This window comes from Pseudomonas sp. CM25 (assembly GCF_013179705.1).
Lineage (GTDB): Bacteria > Pseudomonadota > Gammaproteobacteria > Pseudomonadales > Pseudomonadaceae > Aquipseudomonas.
In genome coordinates this window covers 1-18,352 of the sequence record NZ_JABMCW010000089.1, presented here as the reverse complement: position 1 = coordinate 18,352, position 18,352 = coordinate 1, and the positions used below count along the sequence as shown (strand labels likewise).

General features: G+C 62.3%; 16 protein-coding genes. 11 read left to right on the top strand and 5 right to left on the bottom strand.

What is annotated here, in order from left to right:
• On the top strand, positions 1-1,065 hold a 1,065-nt coding region (locus HP546_RS12230), incomplete at its 5' end, for an OB-fold nucleic acid binding domain-containing protein (RefSeq protein ID WP_256678462.1).
• A 111-nt stretch (positions 1,066-1,176) separates the two neighbouring features.
• Here HP546_RS12230 and HP546_RS12225 read toward each other — a convergent pair.
• Positions 1,177-1,998 carry an aldo/keto reductase gene (locus HP546_RS12225; RefSeq protein WP_172225086.1) on the bottom strand — a complete coding sequence of 274 codons (822 nt, stop codon included), beginning with the start codon at positions 1,996-1,998 and terminating at the stop codon, positions 1,177-1,179.
• Positions 1,986-2,891: a LysR family transcriptional regulator gene (locus HP546_RS12220; RefSeq protein ID WP_172225083.1), complete on the bottom strand. Its 906-nt coding sequence runs from the start codon at positions 2,889-2,891 to the stop codon at positions 1,986-1,988. The genes HP546_RS12225 and HP546_RS12220 overlap by 13 nt, the downstream gene beginning before the upstream one ends.
• Positions 2,892-3,031: 140 nt before the next feature.
• Between HP546_RS12220 and HP546_RS12215 the strand changes: the two genes are divergently transcribed.
• The 9 genes from HP546_RS12215 (at position 3,032) to HP546_RS12175 (ending at position 11,405) form a co-directional block, all read left to right on the top strand.
• Positions 3,032-3,730 (top strand): CoA transferase subunit A, encoded by a 699-nt coding sequence (locus HP546_RS12215; protein ID WP_172225080.1) that lies wholly within the window; start codon positions 3,032-3,034, stop codon positions 3,728-3,730.
• A gap of 34 nt (positions 3,731-3,764) precedes the next feature.
• Entirely contained in the window at positions 3,765-4,421 is a 657-nt protein-coding gene (locus HP546_RS12210) for a CoA transferase subunit B (RefSeq protein WP_172225077.1), read from the top strand.
• A gap of 148 nt (positions 4,422-4,569) precedes the next feature.
• Complete coding sequence (locus HP546_RS12205) at positions 4,570-5,988, top strand: TIGR00366 family protein (protein ID WP_172225074.1); 1,419 nt, start codon at positions 4,570-4,572, stop codon at positions 5,986-5,988.
• Positions 5,989-6,076: 88 nt separating this feature from the next.
• Positions 6,077-6,619, top strand: coding sequence for a helix-turn-helix domain-containing protein (locus HP546_RS12200; RefSeq protein ID WP_172225071.1), 543 nt, complete (start codon positions 6,077-6,079; stop codon positions 6,617-6,619).
• Positions 6,620-6,880: 261 nt separating this feature from the next.
• Positions 6,881-7,057: an EPS-associated small membrane protein EppA gene (gene eppA, locus HP546_RS12195; protein WP_172225069.1), complete on the top strand. Its 177-nt coding sequence runs from the start codon at positions 6,881-6,883 to the stop codon at positions 7,055-7,057.
• 250 nt (positions 7,058-7,307) lie between these two features.
• Positions 7,308-7,865: a polysaccharide biosynthesis/export family protein gene (locus HP546_RS12190; protein WP_172225067.1), complete on the top strand. Its 558-nt coding sequence runs from the start codon at positions 7,308-7,310 to the stop codon at positions 7,863-7,865.
• Between the two features lie 24 nt (positions 7,866-7,889).
• Positions 7,890-9,005 carry a hypothetical protein gene (locus HP546_RS12185; RefSeq protein ID WP_172225064.1) on the top strand — a complete coding sequence of 372 codons (1,116 nt, stop codon included), beginning with the start codon at positions 7,890-7,892 and terminating at the stop codon, positions 9,003-9,005.
• A gap of 19 nt (positions 9,006-9,024) precedes the next feature.
• Positions 9,025-10,587, top strand: a complete 1,563-nt coding sequence (locus HP546_RS12180) for a Wzz/FepE/Etk N-terminal domain-containing protein (protein WP_172225061.1) — start codon at positions 9,025-9,027, stop codon at positions 10,585-10,587.
• Positions 10,588-10,598: 11 nt separating this feature from the next.
• Positions 10,599-11,405 carry a CpsD/CapB family tyrosine-protein kinase gene (locus HP546_RS12175; RefSeq protein WP_172225058.1) on the top strand — a complete coding sequence of 269 codons (807 nt, stop codon included), beginning with the start codon at positions 10,599-10,601 and terminating at the stop codon, positions 11,403-11,405.
• Between the two features lie 153 nt (positions 11,406-11,558).
• Here HP546_RS12175 and galE read toward each other — a convergent pair whose 3' ends face one another.
• The 3 genes from galE to HP546_RS12160 all read right to left on the bottom strand — a co-directional run bounded on the left by galE (position 11,559) and on the right by HP546_RS12160 (position 16,773).
• On the bottom strand, positions 11,559-12,533 hold the full coding sequence (gene galE / locus HP546_RS12170; RefSeq protein WP_172225055.1) for a UDP-glucose 4-epimerase GalE: 975 nt from the start codon (positions 12,531-12,533) through the stop codon (positions 11,559-11,561).
• 108 nt (positions 12,534-12,641) lie between these two features.
• Positions 12,642-15,242, bottom strand: coding sequence for a cellulase family glycosylhydrolase (locus HP546_RS12165; RefSeq protein WP_172225052.1), 2,601 nt, complete (start codon positions 15,240-15,242; stop codon positions 12,642-12,644).
• Positions 15,229-16,773: an O-antigen ligase gene (locus tag HP546_RS12160; protein WP_172225049.1), complete on the bottom strand. Its 1,545-nt coding sequence runs from the start codon at positions 16,771-16,773 to the stop codon at positions 15,229-15,231. Before HP546_RS12160 ends, HP546_RS12165 begins: the two co-directional genes overlap by 14 nt.
• Positions 16,774-16,868: 95 nt before the next feature.
• Here HP546_RS12160 and HP546_RS12155 point away from each other — a divergent pair, with 95 nt between their 5' ends.
• The gene (locus tag HP546_RS12155) at positions 16,869-18,245 is read left to right on the top strand and encodes an oligosaccharide flippase family protein (protein WP_172225046.1); all 1,377 of its coding nucleotides are present in this window, start codon (positions 16,869-16,871) and stop codon (positions 18,243-18,245) included.
• Positions 18,246-18,352: the final 107 nt, after the last annotated feature.

Sequence of the window (18,352 nt, the reverse complement as noted above, 5' to 3'; positions counted from 1 at the left end):
TGGAAGCGTCACGGCGGCCTGGAACCGCACCGCGAGAGGTTGGTGCAGGGCATGCTGCGCAATGGTTACGACCTGGCGTTTGCCGAGCGCATCTTCGAACAGATCAAGGGCTTTGGCAGCTATGGCTTCCCGGAGTCCCACGCCGCCAGCTTTGCCTTGCTGTGTTATGCCAGCAGCTGGCTGAAGTGCCATGAGCCGGCGATATTCACCTGTGCGCTGGTCAATAGCTGGCCGATGGGTTTCTACAGCCCCGACCAGTTGCTGCAAGAAGCGCGACGGCAAGGCATCGAGGTTCGGCCGGTTGATGTCTGCCACAGTGAGTGGGACTGCACCCTCGAGCCGGATACCCAAGGCGTCCTGGGCATTCGCATGGGCATGCGCCTGGTGCGAGGGCTGGCTGAGGCCGATGCCAGGCGCCTGGAGCAGGCGAGGGCGCAGCGACCCTGGCGCGATGTCGAAGACCTGTGCCGGCGCGCGGGGCTTGATTCGCGTGCCCGTGCGCGCCTGGCCGATGGCGGGGCACTGCGTGCCTTGGCCAGCGACCGCCACCAGGCACGCTGGCAGGTGGCAGCGGTGCAGGCACAACTGCCTTTGTTCGCCGAGGTTGAGGCTTTGCCTGAAACGCCAGTGCAGCTGCCAGTGCCCTCGGTGGCCGAGGACCTGGTGGCCGATTACCAGACCTTGGGTACCACGCTGGGGCCGCATCCGTTGGCCTTGCTGCGCACACGGCTGCGGGCGCTGGGCTGTCGCAGTTCGAGTGAGCTGGAGGGTGTCGAGCATGGCGACAGCATTGCCGTGGCCGGGCTGGTGGTCGGCCGGCAGCGGCCGCAGACTGCCAGTGGCGTGACATTTGTCACGCTTGAAGATGAGCACGGGATGATCAACGTGGTGGTGTGGCGCGACCTGGCCGAGCGGCAGCGGCGGGCGCTGGTAGGGTCACAGTTGCTCAAGGTCAGCGGGCGGCTGGAGCAGGAAAATGGCGTGCGTCACCTGATTGCCCGGCGGCTGGAGGATGTGACTTTGCTGTTGCAGGGGCTGGATGTGCGCAGTCGGGATTTTCATTGAGTATGTCCGCTTGCACAGGGATCGCATCAAGGCTGACAGGCGCTGAAAATGCTGTGGCGAAAACTGCCAGCCCTGATGCAACCAGCCAAAGCTCATAGAATCTCCCCCAGATCACACCATCGCCAGCCGCTGCTTGCGCGTCGGCGCCGGAAACGCCCGGTCGATCGCCCGCAGGTCTTCGCTGGTCAAACTCAGCGCACCCGCCGCCGCATTCAGGCGCACATGCTCGGGCGTGACAGCCTTGGGAATGGCGATTACCCCGCTATGACGGGTTACCCAGGCCAGGCTGACCTGGGCCGGTGTCGCACCATGGCGCTCGGCAATCTGCGTCAGCACCGGGCTTTGCAACAAGCGCCCGGCCTGCGCCAGCGGGCAGTAGGCCATGGTCGGCAGCGCGCGCTTTTCGCACCACGGCAGCAGGTCGAACTCGATGCCGCGCTCGGCCGGGTTGTACAGCACCTGGTTGGTAGCGCAATCGAGATTGTCCAGCTCACGCAGGTCATCGACATCGAAATTGGACACCCCCCAGCGCCTGATCTTGCCTTGCTCGCGCAAGCGCTCGAAGGCCTCGACGGTTTCATCCAGCGGGTGCTGGCCACGCCAGTGCAACAGGTACAGGTCGATGCAGTCGGTGCCCAGGCGCTTCAGGCTGCGCTCGCAGGCGGCCGCCATGCCGCTGCGGCTGGCATTGTGCGGGTAGACCTTGCTGACCAGGAACACCTGGTCGCGGCGCCCGGCAATGGCCTGGCCAACCACGGTTTCTGCACCGCCTTCGGCATACATTTCGGCGGTGTCGATCAAGGTCAGCCCCAGCTCGATGCCCTGCTGCAGGGCCGCCACCTCGGCAGCCTCGCGGCCTGGGTCTTCGCCCATGTACCAGGTGCCTTGACCGATAACCGGAACGTTCGAACCTGCCAGTTTCACGTAACGCATGTCACCTCCGGGATGTGGGTATTGGAAAGCAGTACTTCAAGCAATGCTTGCGCTGCAGTGGACAGCTTGTGCTCGCTGAGGGCGATCACGCCGATACGCCGCTCGACGGTGGGCTCGACCAAGGTCACGCAGCGTGCGCCCAGCTCCTGCATCTGGTTGATGCACAGCGCGGGCACGGCACTGACCCCCAGGCCGCTGGCAACCATGCGGCCGATGGTCGCCAACTGATGGCTCTCGAACGCTACCGTGAGCTTGCCGTGGCAGGCAGCCACGTTCTGCTCCATCAGCAAGCGTACGGCTGATGGGCGCTGCAACGCCACAAAGTCTTCGGCCATCAGCTGCGTCCAGCTGACCTGGGGCAGCAGCGCCAACGGTGAATCGGCGGGCACCACGGCGACGAAGCGGTCCATGTACAACGGATAGAAGCTCAGCCCGTCGATGTTGTCCGGCTCGAAGCCGATGCCCAGTTCGACGCGGCGGTGGCGCACCAGTTCCTGTACCTGTTCGTTGATCACGTCATGCACGGTGACATTGACCTTGGGGTAGCGTTGCCGAAATACCTTCAGCGATTGCGGCAGCAAGTTGCCGGCAAAGGCCGGCATGGCCGCTACCGACACCCGGCCCAGCTGCAGGGTGAAACGCTGGCGCAGCATTTCTTCGGTGTCGTCCCAGTCGGCCAGCAGGCGCCTGGCCAGTGGCAGCAGCACTTCGCCTTCGGCGGTCAGGCTGACGCTGCGCGTGGTACGGCTGAGCAGGGCGCCGCCAAGGTTTTCTTCCAGTGCCTTGATGGTCAGGCTCAAGGCCGGTTGGGAGACATGCAGGTGCTCACCCGCCTGGGCGAAGCTCTGGTACTTAGCCACGGTGACAAAGGCACGCAGTTGCTTGACGTTCATGACAGGCCTACAGTTTGTTTTGTAAAAGTTATCAATCGATGATTAAAACAAAATTAACAAATCAGTCGCTTGCGGTGAAGATGTCTACACACGCTCACCGACAGCATCGTCGGTTCAACAACTACAAAAGGCGGATCAGCATGGCCGGACTGGACAAGCGCGTTGCAACCTACGAACAGGCCCTTGAAGGCTTGACCGACAACATGACGGTACTGGCCGGTGGCTTCGGCCTGTGCGGCATTCCGGAAAACCTCATCAGTGAAATCAGGCGGCGTGGCGTCAAGGGCCTTACGGTGGTTTCCAACAACTGCGGCGTCGACGGCTTTGGCCTCGGTGTGCTGCTGGAGGACCGGCAGATCCGCAAGATGGTGGCGTCCTATGTGGGCGAAAACGCCGAGTTCGAACGCCAGCTGCTCAGCGGTGAACTGGAAGTCGAGCTGACCCCGCAGGGCACCCTCGCCGAGAAGATGCGCGCCGGCGGTGCCGGTATCCCGGCCTTCTATACGGCGACCGGTTACGGCACCCCGGTTGCCGATGGCAAGGAAGTGCGCGAGTTCAAGGGCCGCAAGTACATCCTCGAAGAATCCATCACCGGTGACTTCGCCATCGTCAAGGGCTGGAAGGCCGACCATTACGGCAACGTGGTGTACCGCAACACCGCGCAAAACTTCAACCCGCTGGCGGCCACCGCCGGCAAGATCACCGTGGTCGAAGTGGAAGAGATCGTCGAACCCGGCGTGCTGCTGCCCAGCGAAATCCATACCCCGGGCATCTTCGTCGACCGCGTCATCGTCGGCACCTTCGAAAAGCGTATCGAAAAGCGCACCGTCAAGGCCTGAGCGCCATCACCAGAACAACAAAGAGATCCTGACCATGGCACTGACCCGCGAACAGATGGCACAACGCGTTGCCCGTGAACTGAAGGACGGCTACTACGTCAACCTGGGCATCGGCATTCCGACCCTGGTGGCCAACTACGTGCCCGCCGACATGGATGTAATGCTGCAATCTGAAAACGGCCTGCTCGGCATGGGCGAGTTCCCTACCGAAAGCACGCTCGACCCCGACATGATCAACGCCGGCAAGCAGACCGTCACTGCCCGCCGTGGCGCCTCGATCTTCGATTCGGCGCAGTCGTTCGCCATGATTCGTGGCGGCCACGTCGACCTCACCGTGCTGGGCGCTTTCGAGGTGGACGTGCAAGGCAACATCGCCTCGTGGATGATCCCCGGCAAGCTGGTCAAGGGCATGGGCGGTGCCATGGACCTGGTCGCTGGCGCCGACAACATCATCGTCACCATGACCCACGCCTCGAAAGACGGCGAGTCCAAGTTGCTGGCGCAGTGCAGCCTGCCGCTGACCGGTGCCGGCTGCATCCGCAAGGTGTTGACCGACCTGGCCTACCTGGAAATCGAAGACGGCGCCTTCATCCTGCGCGAGACCGCACCTGGGGTGAGCGTCGAGGAAATCATCGAGAAAACCGCCGGCAAGCTGATCGTGCCCGATGATGTCAAGGAAATGACCTTCTAAGCATCACCTCAATCCCTGTGGGAGCGGGTTCACCCGCGAATGCGGCGGTGAATTTACCGAAGCATTCGCGGGTGAACCCGCTCCCACAGGGATTTTGCGTTATTCGGCAAAACTGCCCCCTCATAAAACCAATAAAAGGAATTGCCCTGTGGCCGCTGAAATCCAAGACAGCCGTTCCGCCCGCTTTGCCTTGCGCTGTTCCAACTGGGCCGAACGCTGGTTCCCCGATTCCTGGGTGTTCGCCGCATTGGCGGTACTGCTGGTGTGCCTCGGTGCCCTGGCAATGGGCGCCAAACCCACCGACACGGCCAAGGCCTTCGGCGATGGCTTCTGGAGCCTGATCCCGTTCACCATGCAGATGGCCTTTGTGGTCATCGGCGGCTATGTGGTGGCCAGCTCGCCGCCCGCCGCGCGGCTTATCGACCGCTTGGCGCGCATCCCCGGCAATGGTCGCTCGGCCGTATGCTGGGTGGCGCTGATCTCGATGCTGGCGTCGCTGCTCAACTGGGGCTTGTCGCTGGTATTCGGCGGGCTGCTGGTACGCGCCCTGGCGCGGCGCACCGAGCTGAAAATGGACTACCGTGCCGCCGGTGCGGCAGCCTACCTGGGCCTGGGCGCCGTATGGGCGCTGGGGCTGTCATCCTCGGCGGCGCAGCTGCAGGCCAACCCGGCCAGCCTGCCACCGTCGATCCTGTCGATCACCGGGGTCATTCCCTTTACCGAAACCATCTTCCTGTGGCAGTCGGGCGTCATGCTGGCAGCGCTGATCGTGGTCTCGCTGGTGATTGCCTATGCCACGGCGCCAGGCCCGAACAGTGCGCGCAGCGCCGAGGACTGCGGTATCGACCCCTGCTTCACCGCGCCTCCTGCGCCCCAGCGCACCCGCCCGGGTGAGTGGCTGGAGCACCGCCCGATCCTGATCCTGTTGCTGGTGGCACTGGCTGCGGGCTGGCTGTACCAGGAGTTCGCGACCAAGCCGGCGATTACTGCGATTTCCGGGCTGAACACCTACAACCTGTTGTTCATCATGCTTGGTGCCTTGCTGCACTGGCGCCCGCGCAGTTTTCTTGACGCTGTGGCGCGTGCGGTGCCGACCACAACGGGCGTATTGATCCAGTTCCCGTTGTATGGCTCGATCGCTGCCATCCTCACCCAGATGAAGGGCGTCGATGAACAGACCCTGGCCCATCACATCTCGCTGTTCTTCACCCAGATTGCCACCCATGACACCTATGCCTTGTTGATGGGCGTGTACTCGGCGGTGCTGGGCTTCTTCATCCCTTCGGGCGGCGGCAAGTGGATCATCGAGGCGCCTTACGTGATGCTGGTGGCCAATGACCTGCAGTATCACCTGGGCTGGGCGGTGCAGATCTACAACGCTGCCGAAGCCTTGCCGAACCTGATCAACCCGTTCTACATGCTGCCGCTGCTGGGCGTGCTGGGGCTCAAGGCGCGTGACCTGATCGGGTTTTCGTTCGTGCAGTTGCTGGTGCATGCGCCATTGGTGCTGGTGTTGCTGTGGGCCTTGGGCACGACGCTGCAGTATGCGCCACCGGTAATGCCGTAACCGCTGCGCGGTTGAGCCCGCGCCCAAGGTTTGGCGCCGGGCTCAACACGCGTATCATGGCTGCCTTCGCCTGGGAGCCCCGCGCCACATGTCTATCCGATTGAAACTGCTGCGAAAGAAACTGGGCATGACCCTGGAACTGCTGGCCGAGAAAACCGGCATGACCAAAAGCTACCTGTCCAAGGTCGAGCGCGGCCTGAACACGCCGTCGATCGCTGCCGCCTTGAAGTTGGCGCGGGCGCTGAACGTCAACGTCGAAGAACTGTTCGCCGAAGAACAGCACGGCCAGAGCCGTTACAGCCTGGTGCGCAGTGGCCAGCGCCAGGCCCTGGTCGGGGATGGGCAGGGCCCCGGCTACGCGGCGCTCACCAACCAGGTGGGGCAGCGCAGCCTGTTGCCGTTCCTGATCCAGCCACCGTCAGAATTCAGTGACCCCACGTTCAAGGAGCACCAGGGCGAGGAGTTTCTGTTCGTGCACGCCGGTCAGGTGGAGGTGGACTTCATGAACGAGCGGGTGCTGCTGGAGCAGGGCGATGCCCTGCATTTCGACGCGCAAACACCGCACCGCCTACGCTCGGTGGGGGCGCTGCCGGCACAGTTGCTGGTCGTGGTACACCACGGGGAAGCATAAAATGACGGGGGGGCGCAGTGCGGCCTCAGCGCCAGTGCCGGCTATCTCATCGGTGAAACGCTACAGCGAACATCCCCACCCGCCTGCGCATATTCTGCATGTCGATATTTTGACGAACTCGCCTATCACCCATTGAATTTTATTATGGTGTCGGATCATTGACGTAGTGTCACTGTGCCCATAAGCTCAATTCAACAGCAATACAACTCCCGCCACACCGCGCCAATAACTCATTGATTTTCCTCTTTAAAGGAAGGGCGTATGCGCACGACTCTGATTATCAAATCGATGTTTCTGATGGTGCTTCTGAGTGGCGCGGCTCGCGCGGCGGATTCGTATATAAACCAAAACAGTATCATTCCTGTTTCAACCGCAGTCTGGTTCTTTGCTTTTGCAGTTGTCGGTTTTGTGGCCGTGGCCAACCGTAGAAAGATCTGAACCTGATTGCACGCTGGAGGGTTGATCACCCCGCCGTCGGCTTGTCAATTCCCCAACCGTTGCTATATTCCCTGTAGCCTGTGAACGTCCACGGTTGCAGGCAGCGCAGGGTAGCTGCGCAGCGTCAAGGTAAGGGCCTGCAGAAAGGTCCAGGCCATCGCGGCAGCAGTCCGTCGCGAAGCGGAGCGAGAGTTGGTGTGTTGTTCTCATTCAGTGCTCTTTGTCGGGCCATTTGGCCGGAGGGACCCTCATGATGCGTTCAATGTTTGCCGCGTTCTGCATGCTGGCGGCGTGGTCTGGTGTGACCAATGCCGATCAGTCCGGTGCTACCTACCTGCTCAGCCCTGGCGATGTGGTGATGGTTTCGGTATGGCAGGAAGACAGCCTGCGTCAAGAAGCCACCGTACTTCCCGATGGCAGCATCACCTTCCCACTGGCCGGGCGCATCAATGTCGCCGGGCTGGATGTGACCGCAGTTGAAAAACAAGTTGCCAGCAAACTCGAAAAATTCCTCCCCGACCCGAATGTCAGCGTTGTCGTCAAGAGCATTGCCGGCAACCTGGTGTATGTCCAAGGCAAAGTGATCAAGCCCGGACCGGTACAAATGGCAGGCCCGACCGCCGTGCTGCAGGCCCTGAGCATGTCGGGCGGCCTGGACAAGTTTGCTGACGAAAGCGATATCAAGGTGGTCCGCGGCACTGGCACTTCCCAAAAGATCCTGCCCGTGCGATATAAGGACCTGGTGTCTGGGCGGGACATGTCCACCAACATCCAACTTCAGGCTGGCGATACGCTGGTCGTTCCTTGATCTTGCCTTTAATAAGAACACTTAATGCCTCTTCTAAGAACAACTCGCATTGCGACGGCAATCCTGGTATTGCCGTTCACGGACGCGGTCCTGGCGGCAAATTGGCAGTCTACGGTGGTGGTACCGACATCCGTTGAATACGACAGCAACCCGTTGTTGCTGTCGTCGGGGGAGAAAGGTGTAACGCGCACGATCATCGCGCCCGATTACACCCTGATCGGCACCTTCGACCGTGACGAATTGAGGTTGGGGCTGGGCATGCATGTATTGCGCTCATCCGACACGGATATCGTCGATGACCGTGAAGACCCCGACATCAGCCTGGGCTGGCAACGCACCACCGAACGCGGGCGTTTCGGCCTGCTGGCGCGTTACAACGAGAGCTCGACGCTGTCGGGGACGGTGCTGGACACGGGGGTGATCACCACCGACGGTACGCAGAAGCTGTACACGCTGACCGGCAACTGGAGCCAGGCAGTCACTGAGCGCAGCACCCTGAGCAACGAAACCACCTACAACCGTGCCCGTTACGACATCAGTACCCTGACGGGCTACGAAGAACTGGCAAACGTATTCACCTGGACCTATGCCTGGAGCGAGCGCGCCGATGTGTATGCCCGCTTTGGCGCCCGGCGCTACGAGCCCGAGCAGGACCTGACCGCGACGGCCTCCAACAGCTACACGCCCGCAGTTGGCATCAAGTACCAGCTGGCTGCAGGCTTGAGTGCCGATGCCCACGTTGGCGTCAATGAAGTGTCGGGTGACGACGGCGGGCGGCGCGGGGAGGGCGGGGTTTCGCTGCTGTACACCGGTGTGCGCTCCGATGCCAGCTTCACGGCTGAGCGCAGCACGGTGGCCAGCGCCGAAGGCGGCTTCGCCGAGCTGGACCAGGTACGCGGTGTGTGGAGTTACGCGGTGGGCGAGCTGACCCGGGTGGGCGCGGACGCCGCCTGGCAAGACAGCAAGGGGCAGTCGCCCAACACGCTACAGACGTACAGCGTATGGGCCAGCCGCCAGTTTTCGCCGTACTGGGACCTGCGCCTGTCGCTGATGTACAAGGAACGGCAGCAGGACCACGAAGCCGATGCAACCGCGACGATCGTTGGTCTGACGTTGACGTACAGGTATCCCGACATCTGAACTTCAGGCAGGTGGCCCCATGAAGTCTGACTACGAACTCTCGATCAGAGATTACATCGCCATTATCAAGGACAGGGCCCTGGTGTTAGGGGTGAGTGCCGTAGTCATTCTTGCCGCGACCGTGGCGGTCGCGTTGATGGTGCCGCCGATCTACCAGTCGACCGGCACCATCCTGGTGGAATCACAGCAGATTTCGCCCGAGCTGGTGTCGACCAACACCACCAGTTTTGCCGATGAGCGCATCGAGGTGATTCGCCAGCGGGTGATGACCCGCGAAAACCTGCTGCGCATCATCGACAAGTACAGCCTGTTCGCCGACAAGCGCCTCAGCGAAAGCGACAAGATCGACCAGATGCGCAATGCCATCGTGGTCGAAACCCTCACCACCTTTGTGCGCGGGCGCGGCGAAGCGACCGTTGCCTTCAATGTGTCCTTCGAGCACAAGCAGGCGCAAGTGGCCAAGGAAGTCGCCGACGAGCTGGTGACACTTTTCCTTAACGAAAACCTCAAGCAGCGCACCGAACGGGCCAACGAAACCACCGAATTCCTTACCCAGGAGGCGAACAAGCTGGGCGCCGAACTGGCCAGCCTGGAAAACCAGCTGGCCGATTTCAAGCAGGCCCATGCCAACGCCTTGCCGGAGCACCAGACCCTGCGCATGAACATGCTGTCGCGCTCGGAGCTGGAGTTCCGCGAGGTCGACCGTGACTACAAGGCGGCCCAGGAAGAACTGCGTTACCTGGAGCTGGAACTGTCTGCCGCCAACGCCGGGCTAGGCACCAAGGCCACCGAAGGCAGCAAGCCTGCCAGTGCCGACCAGCCGCAGGACCTGCCCAGCCTGAAGGCCGAATACGCGCGGCTGCTGAGCCGCTACAAGGACGCCCACCCGGACGTGGTCGCGGTCAAGCGCAAGATCGATGCATTTCAGGCCACCGGTGGCCGCACTGCAGTGGCCTCCACGGTCAGCCTCGACGTCGCCCGGGTACGTGCCAAGATGAGCGCTGCCCAGGAGCGGATCAGTTCGCTGGCCGAGCAGAAGCGCGAATTGACCCGCAAGATGGAAGGCTACGAGGCCGAGATCCTCGAGGCGCCGCAAGTCGAGCGTGGCCTGGTGACCTTGATGCGTGACCATGACAACGCCCGCAAGAAGTACGAAGAAATCCGCGCCAAGGAAATGGGCGCGAAGATTACCGAAAGCCTGGAACAGGAGAACAAGGCTGAACGCTTTGTACTGCTGGAGCCACCGCTGATGCCCGAGAAACCGATCAAGCCGAACCGCAAGAAGATCGCCGCACTGGGCCTGGTGCTGGCACCGGCCGGTGGCGGCGCACTGGTGATGCTGCTGGAGATGCTCAACCAGCGCGTGCGCGGCGTCGGGGCCCTGGAAAGCCTGCTGGGCAAGCGGGTGCTGGTAGCGCTGCCCTACATCGATACCCGCGCCGACGTGGCCAGGCGCAAGCGCTGGCGCAACTGGCTGATTCTGGCGGCACTGGCGCTGGCGGCTATCATGATAGTGCTGGTACACATGTTCTACATGCCACTGGATGTGCTGTTGTTCAAGGCCATGTCTCGGTTTGCATAGGGAAAGCAGTGATGGACAGGATCAAGCCGGTTGTAGGCAACACGATTCACCAGGTTACCCCGGGCACTCCCCAGGTTGTCTCAGCCCCCCCCGGCACGGCCCTGGCCGAGGTGCCTGGCCAGTTCGACTACGTGAACACCAAGGTGGTGTCGCTGCGCGCAGACCACCTGGAGCGCAACCGCATCGTCGCCTATAACAAGAACTCCAACATGAACGGGCCGATCGACCTGCTGCGCACGCAGGTGCTCAGGATCATGGAGGAGAACGGTTGGCGTACCTTGGGCATCACCTCGCCAACCCCTGAGGCGGGCAAGACGGTGCTGGCAATCAACCTGGCCATGAGCATCGCCCACTACACCACCAGGACCGCATTGCTGGTGGACTTCGACCTGCGTCGGCCCAAGGTTGGCAGCACGCTGGGCCTGCCGATGGAGCAGGCACTGAACGAGTTTCTGAGCGACAAGGCTGACTTGCAGGATTGCCTGGTCAACCCGACCCTGCCGCGTTTTGTGGTGCTGCCGACGCGGGTGCCGGTGCCGTTGTCGACCGAGATGCTGTCCTCGCCGAAAGTGCACAACCTGATCGGCGACTTGCGCAACCGTTACGAGTCGCGCATCTGCATTTTCGATTTGCCACCGTTGCTCAGCTCGGACGATGCGATCACCGTGATACCCAAGTTCGATTGTGTATTGCTGGTGGTCGCCAACGGCATGAACAACAAGAAGGAAATCGAGGACTGCCTGCATCACCTGGCCACGGTGAACCTGGTCGGTACGGTGTTGAACAAGGCCGACGAGCAGCCGCGCACCTATTACTGAGGCTTCCTCCATCGCCGGCAAGCCAGCTCCCACCCAGACCGCATCGAATTCAAGCCATGCGCCGTACTTGTGGGAGCCTGGCTTGCCGGCGATGGGCCGCATAGCGGCCCCAATTGCTTACTGACTGGCATTGCGCAAAGCGCCCCCAAAATGTCAGCCCTGGCACTTGCTCCACGGATACTGCAATTCCCACTCCCAGGCATGGCGCACAATTTCCTCCAGTGATGCAAACTCCGGCCGCCAACCCAGCACATCGATTGCCTTGCTCGCATCTGCCACCAACCGCGGCGGGTCGCCGGCGCGACGCGGCGCGTCGAGGGTATTGATCTGCCGGCCAGTCACCGACCGGGCGGTATCGATCACCTGCTGCACCGAGAACCCCAGGCCATTGCCCAGGTTGAACGCGGCCCGTTCACCGCCCGCCAGCAGGTAATCCACCGCCAGCGCATGCGCCGCGGCAAGGTCAGCCACATGCACGTAGTCGCGTATGCAGGTGCCATCTGCGGTGTCGTAGTCGCGGCCGAACACCGTCACCGCCTCGCGGCGGCCTGATGCGGCCTGCAGTATAAGCGGGATCAGGTGGGTCTCCGGATCGTGACGCTCCCCGAGCTGGCCTTCCGGGTCGGCACCCGCTGCATTGAAGTAGCGCAGGCAAACCGACTTCAGGCCATAGGCCCGGTCGAAGTCCTCGAGGATCTGCTCGACCATCCATTTGCTCAGCCCGTAAGGGTTGATCGGCCCCTTGGCGTGCGCTTCGTCGATGGGGACATACTGCGGGTTGCCGTAAACGGCGGCACTCGAAGAAAACACCAGATGCCTGATGCCGGCATTGACCATGGCCTGCAACAGAGAGAGGGTGGCCGCCACGTTGTTCTGGTAGTACTTGCCTGGCGCGCTCACCGACTCGCCCACCTGGATGAACGAGGCAAAGTGAAACACGGCGTCGAAGCGGCAGACGCCAAACAGCACATCCAGTGCGGGTTCGTCGGCAATGTCGAGTTTGGCCCACTGGATGCCCGGGCCGGGTGATACCAGGTCCGCCACCACCACCTCATGGCCGCTGCCCAGCAGGTGCTTGACCATGTGCGAGCCAATGTAGCCCGCGCCACCCACTACCAGAAACTTCATCCGCACCTCCTGTGTTCTGCTGTGTTGTACAGACGCAGTGAACCGTCCCTGAAACGTGCAGGTGGGATGATCAGCTACCGGTGACCTGAGCGTAGATGGCCATATGCTCTATTTCAAGAACAGCCAGTTGGACATGTAGTTGCCATCGAAAGTGACGGTGTAATGCCCATCCTTGTAGGCTGCCGGCAGGGCCTTCAGTTGCGCCTGTGCATCGCGGGCGAACAGTTTCAGGCCTGCAGGCGCCTTGATTGTCAGGCTGCCTTGCAGCGGTTCTACGTTGAACGGTGTCTTGTCATCGGCCTTGGGCATGGCACGGGTGCCGAGTGACAGCAGCAACTCGCGCGACTGGCCCAGGGGTTTGCCGTCCAGGCTTTGCAGCACCACGCTGGCGTAGGGTGTCTGCGTTTGCACCTCAAGCGCGCCCAGGCTGATCGAGCGGCCACCCAGCCAGCCGCTGGCGGCCTGGGTCAGCGGTGTGTCGATGGTGTAGATGCCTTGTTGCCAGTTGCGCTTCAGTTCGCCGGTGTCGGTCACCGACTCGCTGGCATCGGCGGCCAGCAGCGATTGCTGCGGGTCGTGCAGCACCTGCGCGTCAGCGGGGAGGGCGGCGGGCTTCAGCCAGGGCAGTTGTGGGGTCTGCGGCAAGGCAATCTGCAGCCGGCCTTTCTCCATGGCGGTGCGCAACAGTGGCGAATTGCGCGGGGTGATTTCCTGGTCGTACAGGGTGGCAGGCGTGGGCGCGAACACGTAGTGGGTGGTTGCCGGCTTCACGTCGCCGCGCCGATAAAGCAGGGCGGCAGCGGGCAGGGTGGCGAGCATGGCCGGATCGTTGTACGCGTGCCAGTTGTCTGCGGTGCGCCAACCTGGGTTGAAGCCTTGCTGGCTGTAGGCGTACTGCATCATCGCGTCCCAGCCCTGGTGGCTGGCAGTGCCGGCCACGTACAGCGGCAGTGAGTGGCGATCAGGCAGCGGGAATGGCTCGGCGTTCCACTCGGTCACGGTCAGTGGCTTGCCGACCACCTGGGCGGCAGCGATCCAGTCGATCATGCCGTCGCTGGTCAGCGGGTTTTTCTCCAGCTGGCCAATGGCACCGTAGCTGTGGGCGTCGATCACATCGCCCACCGTCAGGGCAGGCAGTGCGCTCAGCCCATTGCCGCCCCAGGTGCTGGTGGTGGCGATCGGCACCTTGACCCCAAGGCCGCGCAAGTGCGCGATCATGTCGGTGTTGAAGCGCTGCTCCAGTTCATTGAGGAACAGCTTCGACGGGCCATGCTCCCAGGCCCGCCAGGTCTGGTCGACGGGCAGGTCGTACTGCCTGGCGAAGGCTTCGGCCGCTTTCATGTAGCGTTTGCTGTGCTGCGGTACATCCTTGTTCGGCATCAGGGCGTTGCCGTAGTGTTGGGTGATGTCGTTCTCGTTGGTGATCAGCACGGCGGCGATGGCCGGGTCGTCCTTGTAAGCCAGGCCGGTGTATTCATTCACATGGGTCAGGTACTGCTCGGCGAACCGTTTCATCGCGTTCTGGATACTGTCGTTCACGTAGGCGTAACCCTTCAGGTCGACGCGACCTTCCTTCTCGGGCAGCTCATTGAAGTCTTCAATATTGTCGTCGGCGGTAAACGCACGCTGCACGTGCATGTCCAGCCAGATGTAGATGCCCTCATCCTTGAGTGCCTTGATCCACAGGTCGAGCTTGCGGAGCGACTCGGCGCTGAGCTGCTGGGTATCACGCACCAGCGTACCGTCGCCAAACACGTTGGGGCTGACCCACGGCGAATCGTGGTGGTGCAGGCGCACCAGGTTGAAGCCCAGTGCCGACAGGCGCCTGGCCTGTTGGCGGATTTCTTCGTCGGGGCTTTTGAACAGCGCGTAGGCGGACATGTTGGTGCCCCAGAAGCGCACTGATGTGTTGTCGTCGAACATCAGCTGTTCACCGACCGCCTTGACGAAGCCGCGTTTGCCGGCGGGCTTTTCTGCCGCATTGAGGAACGACAGATCCACCGGCGAGGTGCGCCAGTCCAGCTGGTCATCGGGCCAGCTGGCGGGGTCGGCCAGGCCAAAGCGTTCGGTGGGGGTCGGCCCCAGGTCGATGTCGCCGGTCACGTTCAGCACCGCTTTGATCTGCTTGCGCCCGGCGTTGATCGGGTTGTCGTACAAAAAAGCGCGCAACTCGGAAGGGTTGCCGCGTTCGAAATACACCTTGGCCAGTGGCGGGTCGAAGCGCATTTCGATGCGTCGGCCCTGGTCAACCTGGCCCCATGACCAGCCACGATTACCCGGCAGCAGCTGCGGGGCGCCCATGCCTGCGGCGATCTGCGCCGGGTCGAACTGGAACACCGTGCCGCCGCCAATCACCCCGCTCTGACGGCTGTGGGCGTCGAGGTCGAAGGCCCAGCTCAGGGTTTGCGGCTGCTCCTTGCGGATGTCGGCTGCCAGGTCGAAGTCCAGCTCCTTGTTCTTGCCCTGCAGTGTGTAGTGGTAGGGGCCATTGACCTTGAATGTCGTGTAGAAGCCGGTCCAGCTCCAGTTGGCGGCCCAGAAGTCGAACTTGGCCTGCATCACCGGCCCACCACCACGGGTCACCGTGGGCAGGCCATTCTGCTCATCGACACTGACCTGCCAGGCCGACGCCCAGCCTTCCAAAGGCAACAGGGCCAGGCCGGCCAACGCCGACAAGCGCAGCAGGTGACGTAGATCAAGCACGGTCATGGAGATTACCTGGGTTGAGGCCGGGGTCGGCCAGTTCGATGGCCTGGCTGCTGTGCAGCCTGCGCACCATCTGGATATAGGCCACGCCCAGCCCGGCGATCGACCAGTACACGACCGGGATGAAGGTGATGCTGCTGACGGTGAAGATGATCATCAGAATGCCGATGAGCGTTGCCAACAGCACCCGGCCAAGCTGTCGTCGCTCATCGTCCTTGTCGGCAAAGCTGAGCATGGCCTTGCGGATGCCGAACAGCACCACGGCGAAAAACGCCACGAACAGGCTTAGCCCGACCAGCCCGACGCGCAGTGCCAGGTTGATGTAGGTGTTGACGATGTCGATGATGCCTTCGCCCTGGATCATCGATTGCATTTCCGGGGTGTTACGGAAATCGAACGAGCCGAACAACGGGTTGCGCTGGATGACGATCCAGGAGTTGTCCATCAAGCGCTCGCGGTAGGTGATGTTCTCTTTTTCGATGTTGCCGATGTAGGGCAGCAGGTCCAGCACCTTTTCACCGCCTGGCACCACGGTCAGCAGGGGCAGGGCCAGCATGCCGGCTGCACCCAGCAGCGCCAGGCGCCTGACCGCCCCTTTGCCAAGGGCGATGAACACCACCACGATCACCACCGCGCCGATCCAGGGGCCGCGCGACAGCGGCGCGAACAGGCCGGCGGCCAGCAGCAGGGCGCCCATGGCGCGATGCAGCGGCCGTTGCACATAGCCCTGCACGAACAGGAACAAGCCAATCGCCACGCTCATCACATAGCCCAGCGCAATGGCTTGCCCGGTGGTGGCACTGGCGCGCAGCGAGCCGCCCCGGCTCAGGTAACCGGACATGCTCCATGGCACGCCCATGGCGTCGACCAGGGCGCTGTACAGCAACCAGTGACGCACGTACTCGGCCACGGCGATCAGGGCCAGCACGAAGGACGCCAGGACGAACGCCAGCAGGGTGTCCTTGAAGTCGCTGACCTGGCGCAGGCCCCGGCTGGCGACGTAATACGGCAGGAACACGTCGACGTACAGGTACAGCGCCTGGCGCAAGGTGTCGGTCAGGGTAGTCTCGCGCAGGTACAGCACGCTCATCAGCACCAGCCCGGCGGCCAGCAATCTGTCGGGCCAGGTACGACCGAAGCGCAGGGTGTCGCCTTGCTGGCGCAAGGCCAGTGCCGCCGGCAGCAGCACGCACAGGGTCAGCAGGCGAATGTGGTTGAGGTCGACCAGGTAATTGACCACGCCAAACCCGGGCACTTGCACCGATGCCGGCGGAATCAGGAACAGCAACATGTAGAACAGCGCCATGGGGTTATGTTCACGGCGCCCGGCGATGAACAGGATCACGCCGCCGGCGGCCAGGTACAGCCAGAAGCTGTGCGACACGAAGGCCAGCACAGTCAGCAGGAACCACAGGTTGCGCCGGCGCTTGTAGTCGCCCAGCGGGATCAGGTCGGTGGCAGGGCGGCGCGACAGCACGAACACCACGCTTGCCAGAAACAGAATGACGATCAACGCACGAAAATGTTCAGGCATCGGCTATGTACACCTTTCCCTCGGTGGGCAACGGCTAGCATCGTGGCTAATTGAAACTATAGTGACTTTTAGCCAATCAGTCAGAGATTGAAGTCATGCCGTCGATTGATGTGACAGCTGCCGCGAGCCTGCGCGACCGGGCTCTGCGAGCCGGGTCCTGGAACCTGCTCTCGCAGGTCGCGTCGCAGGTGATGCGCCTGGGCGGTAACCTGATCATGGCGCGCTTGCTGCTACCGGAAATGTTCGGGGTAATGGTTATTGCCACCACGGTTTCGGTACTCCTTCACCTGCTGTCGGACGTCGGGCTGCGGCAGAACATCATCCAGAGCCACCGGGGTGATGACCCGGACTTCCTCAATACCGCCTGGACCGTGCAGATCATCCGCGGCTTCCTGTTGTTTGGCCTGACCCTGCTGCTGGCCTTTGGCGCGTGGCTGGCCCAGGTGGCCGAGCTGTGGCCGGCCGACTCCACCTATGCCGCGCCGGTGCTGCCGATGGTGCTGGCAGTGACCGGGCTGTCGGCGCTCATCTGGGGTTTCCAGTCCACCAAGATAGATGTCGCTGTCAGAACTTTCCAACAGAAGCGCGTGGTGCTGGTGGACCTGGCCTCGCAGGTCGCCGGTCTGGTGGTGATGCTGGTAATGGGCTTGCTGACCCACTCGATCTGGGCGCTCGTTATCGCCGGCCTGGTATCGGCCGTGGCCTGGACCGTACTGGGGCATACCGCCCTGGAAGGCCCCGGCAACCACTTGCGCTGGGACCGCACGGCGCTGACCGAGCTGATCGTGTTCGGCCGCTGGATCCTGCTGTCGTCGATGGTGGGTGTGCTGGCCATGTACGGCGACCGGATCCTGTTTGGCGCCAGTATGTCGGCGGCGCAACTGGGCGTGTATTCGATTGCCGTGCTGATTCTGGGCGCGGTGCAGACCGCGCTGATGAAAGTGGTCGGCGCTGTGGCACTGCCCGCGTTCAGCGAAGCGGCGCGGGCCGATGACAAGGCACGCCTGAAGGCGCTGTATCACCGCTTCCGCCTGCTGGTCGACCTGCTGGTGTTGTTCATCTGTGGCGGTTTTTTGACCGCCAGCCCGTTGCTGATCGGCTGGATGTACGACGAGCGCTACCAGGAAGCTGGCCCTATGCTAGCAATTCTTTCACTCTCGTTCCTCACATTGCGCTATACATTGGCACATCAGGTATGGATTGCCTTGGGCCTGACCAAGTACCAGGCCATGGACAACATCATCCGCCTGGTCTCACTGTGGGGGCTGCTACCGCTGCTGCTGGCGCTTGGCGGTGTGGAGTGGGCGATCTGGGGGGTTGCCCTGCATACCGTGCCGACGCTGGTGCTGGTCGTGTATGTGAATTGCAAACTGGATATATTCAGCCTCAAACGTGAGCTGGTGGTGCTGCCTATGCTACCGGTCGGGGCGCTGTGCGGGGCGCTGCTGACAGCCTTCTTCAACTGGCTGTGACGCAGCTTGCAGGGTAAAACTTTCAACGGTACAGGTCACGCGATCATGGGGAAGCTTACGTTTTGTACTGCGCAGTTGGGTCGTCGGGGCTTTCTTCAGAGTTGTGT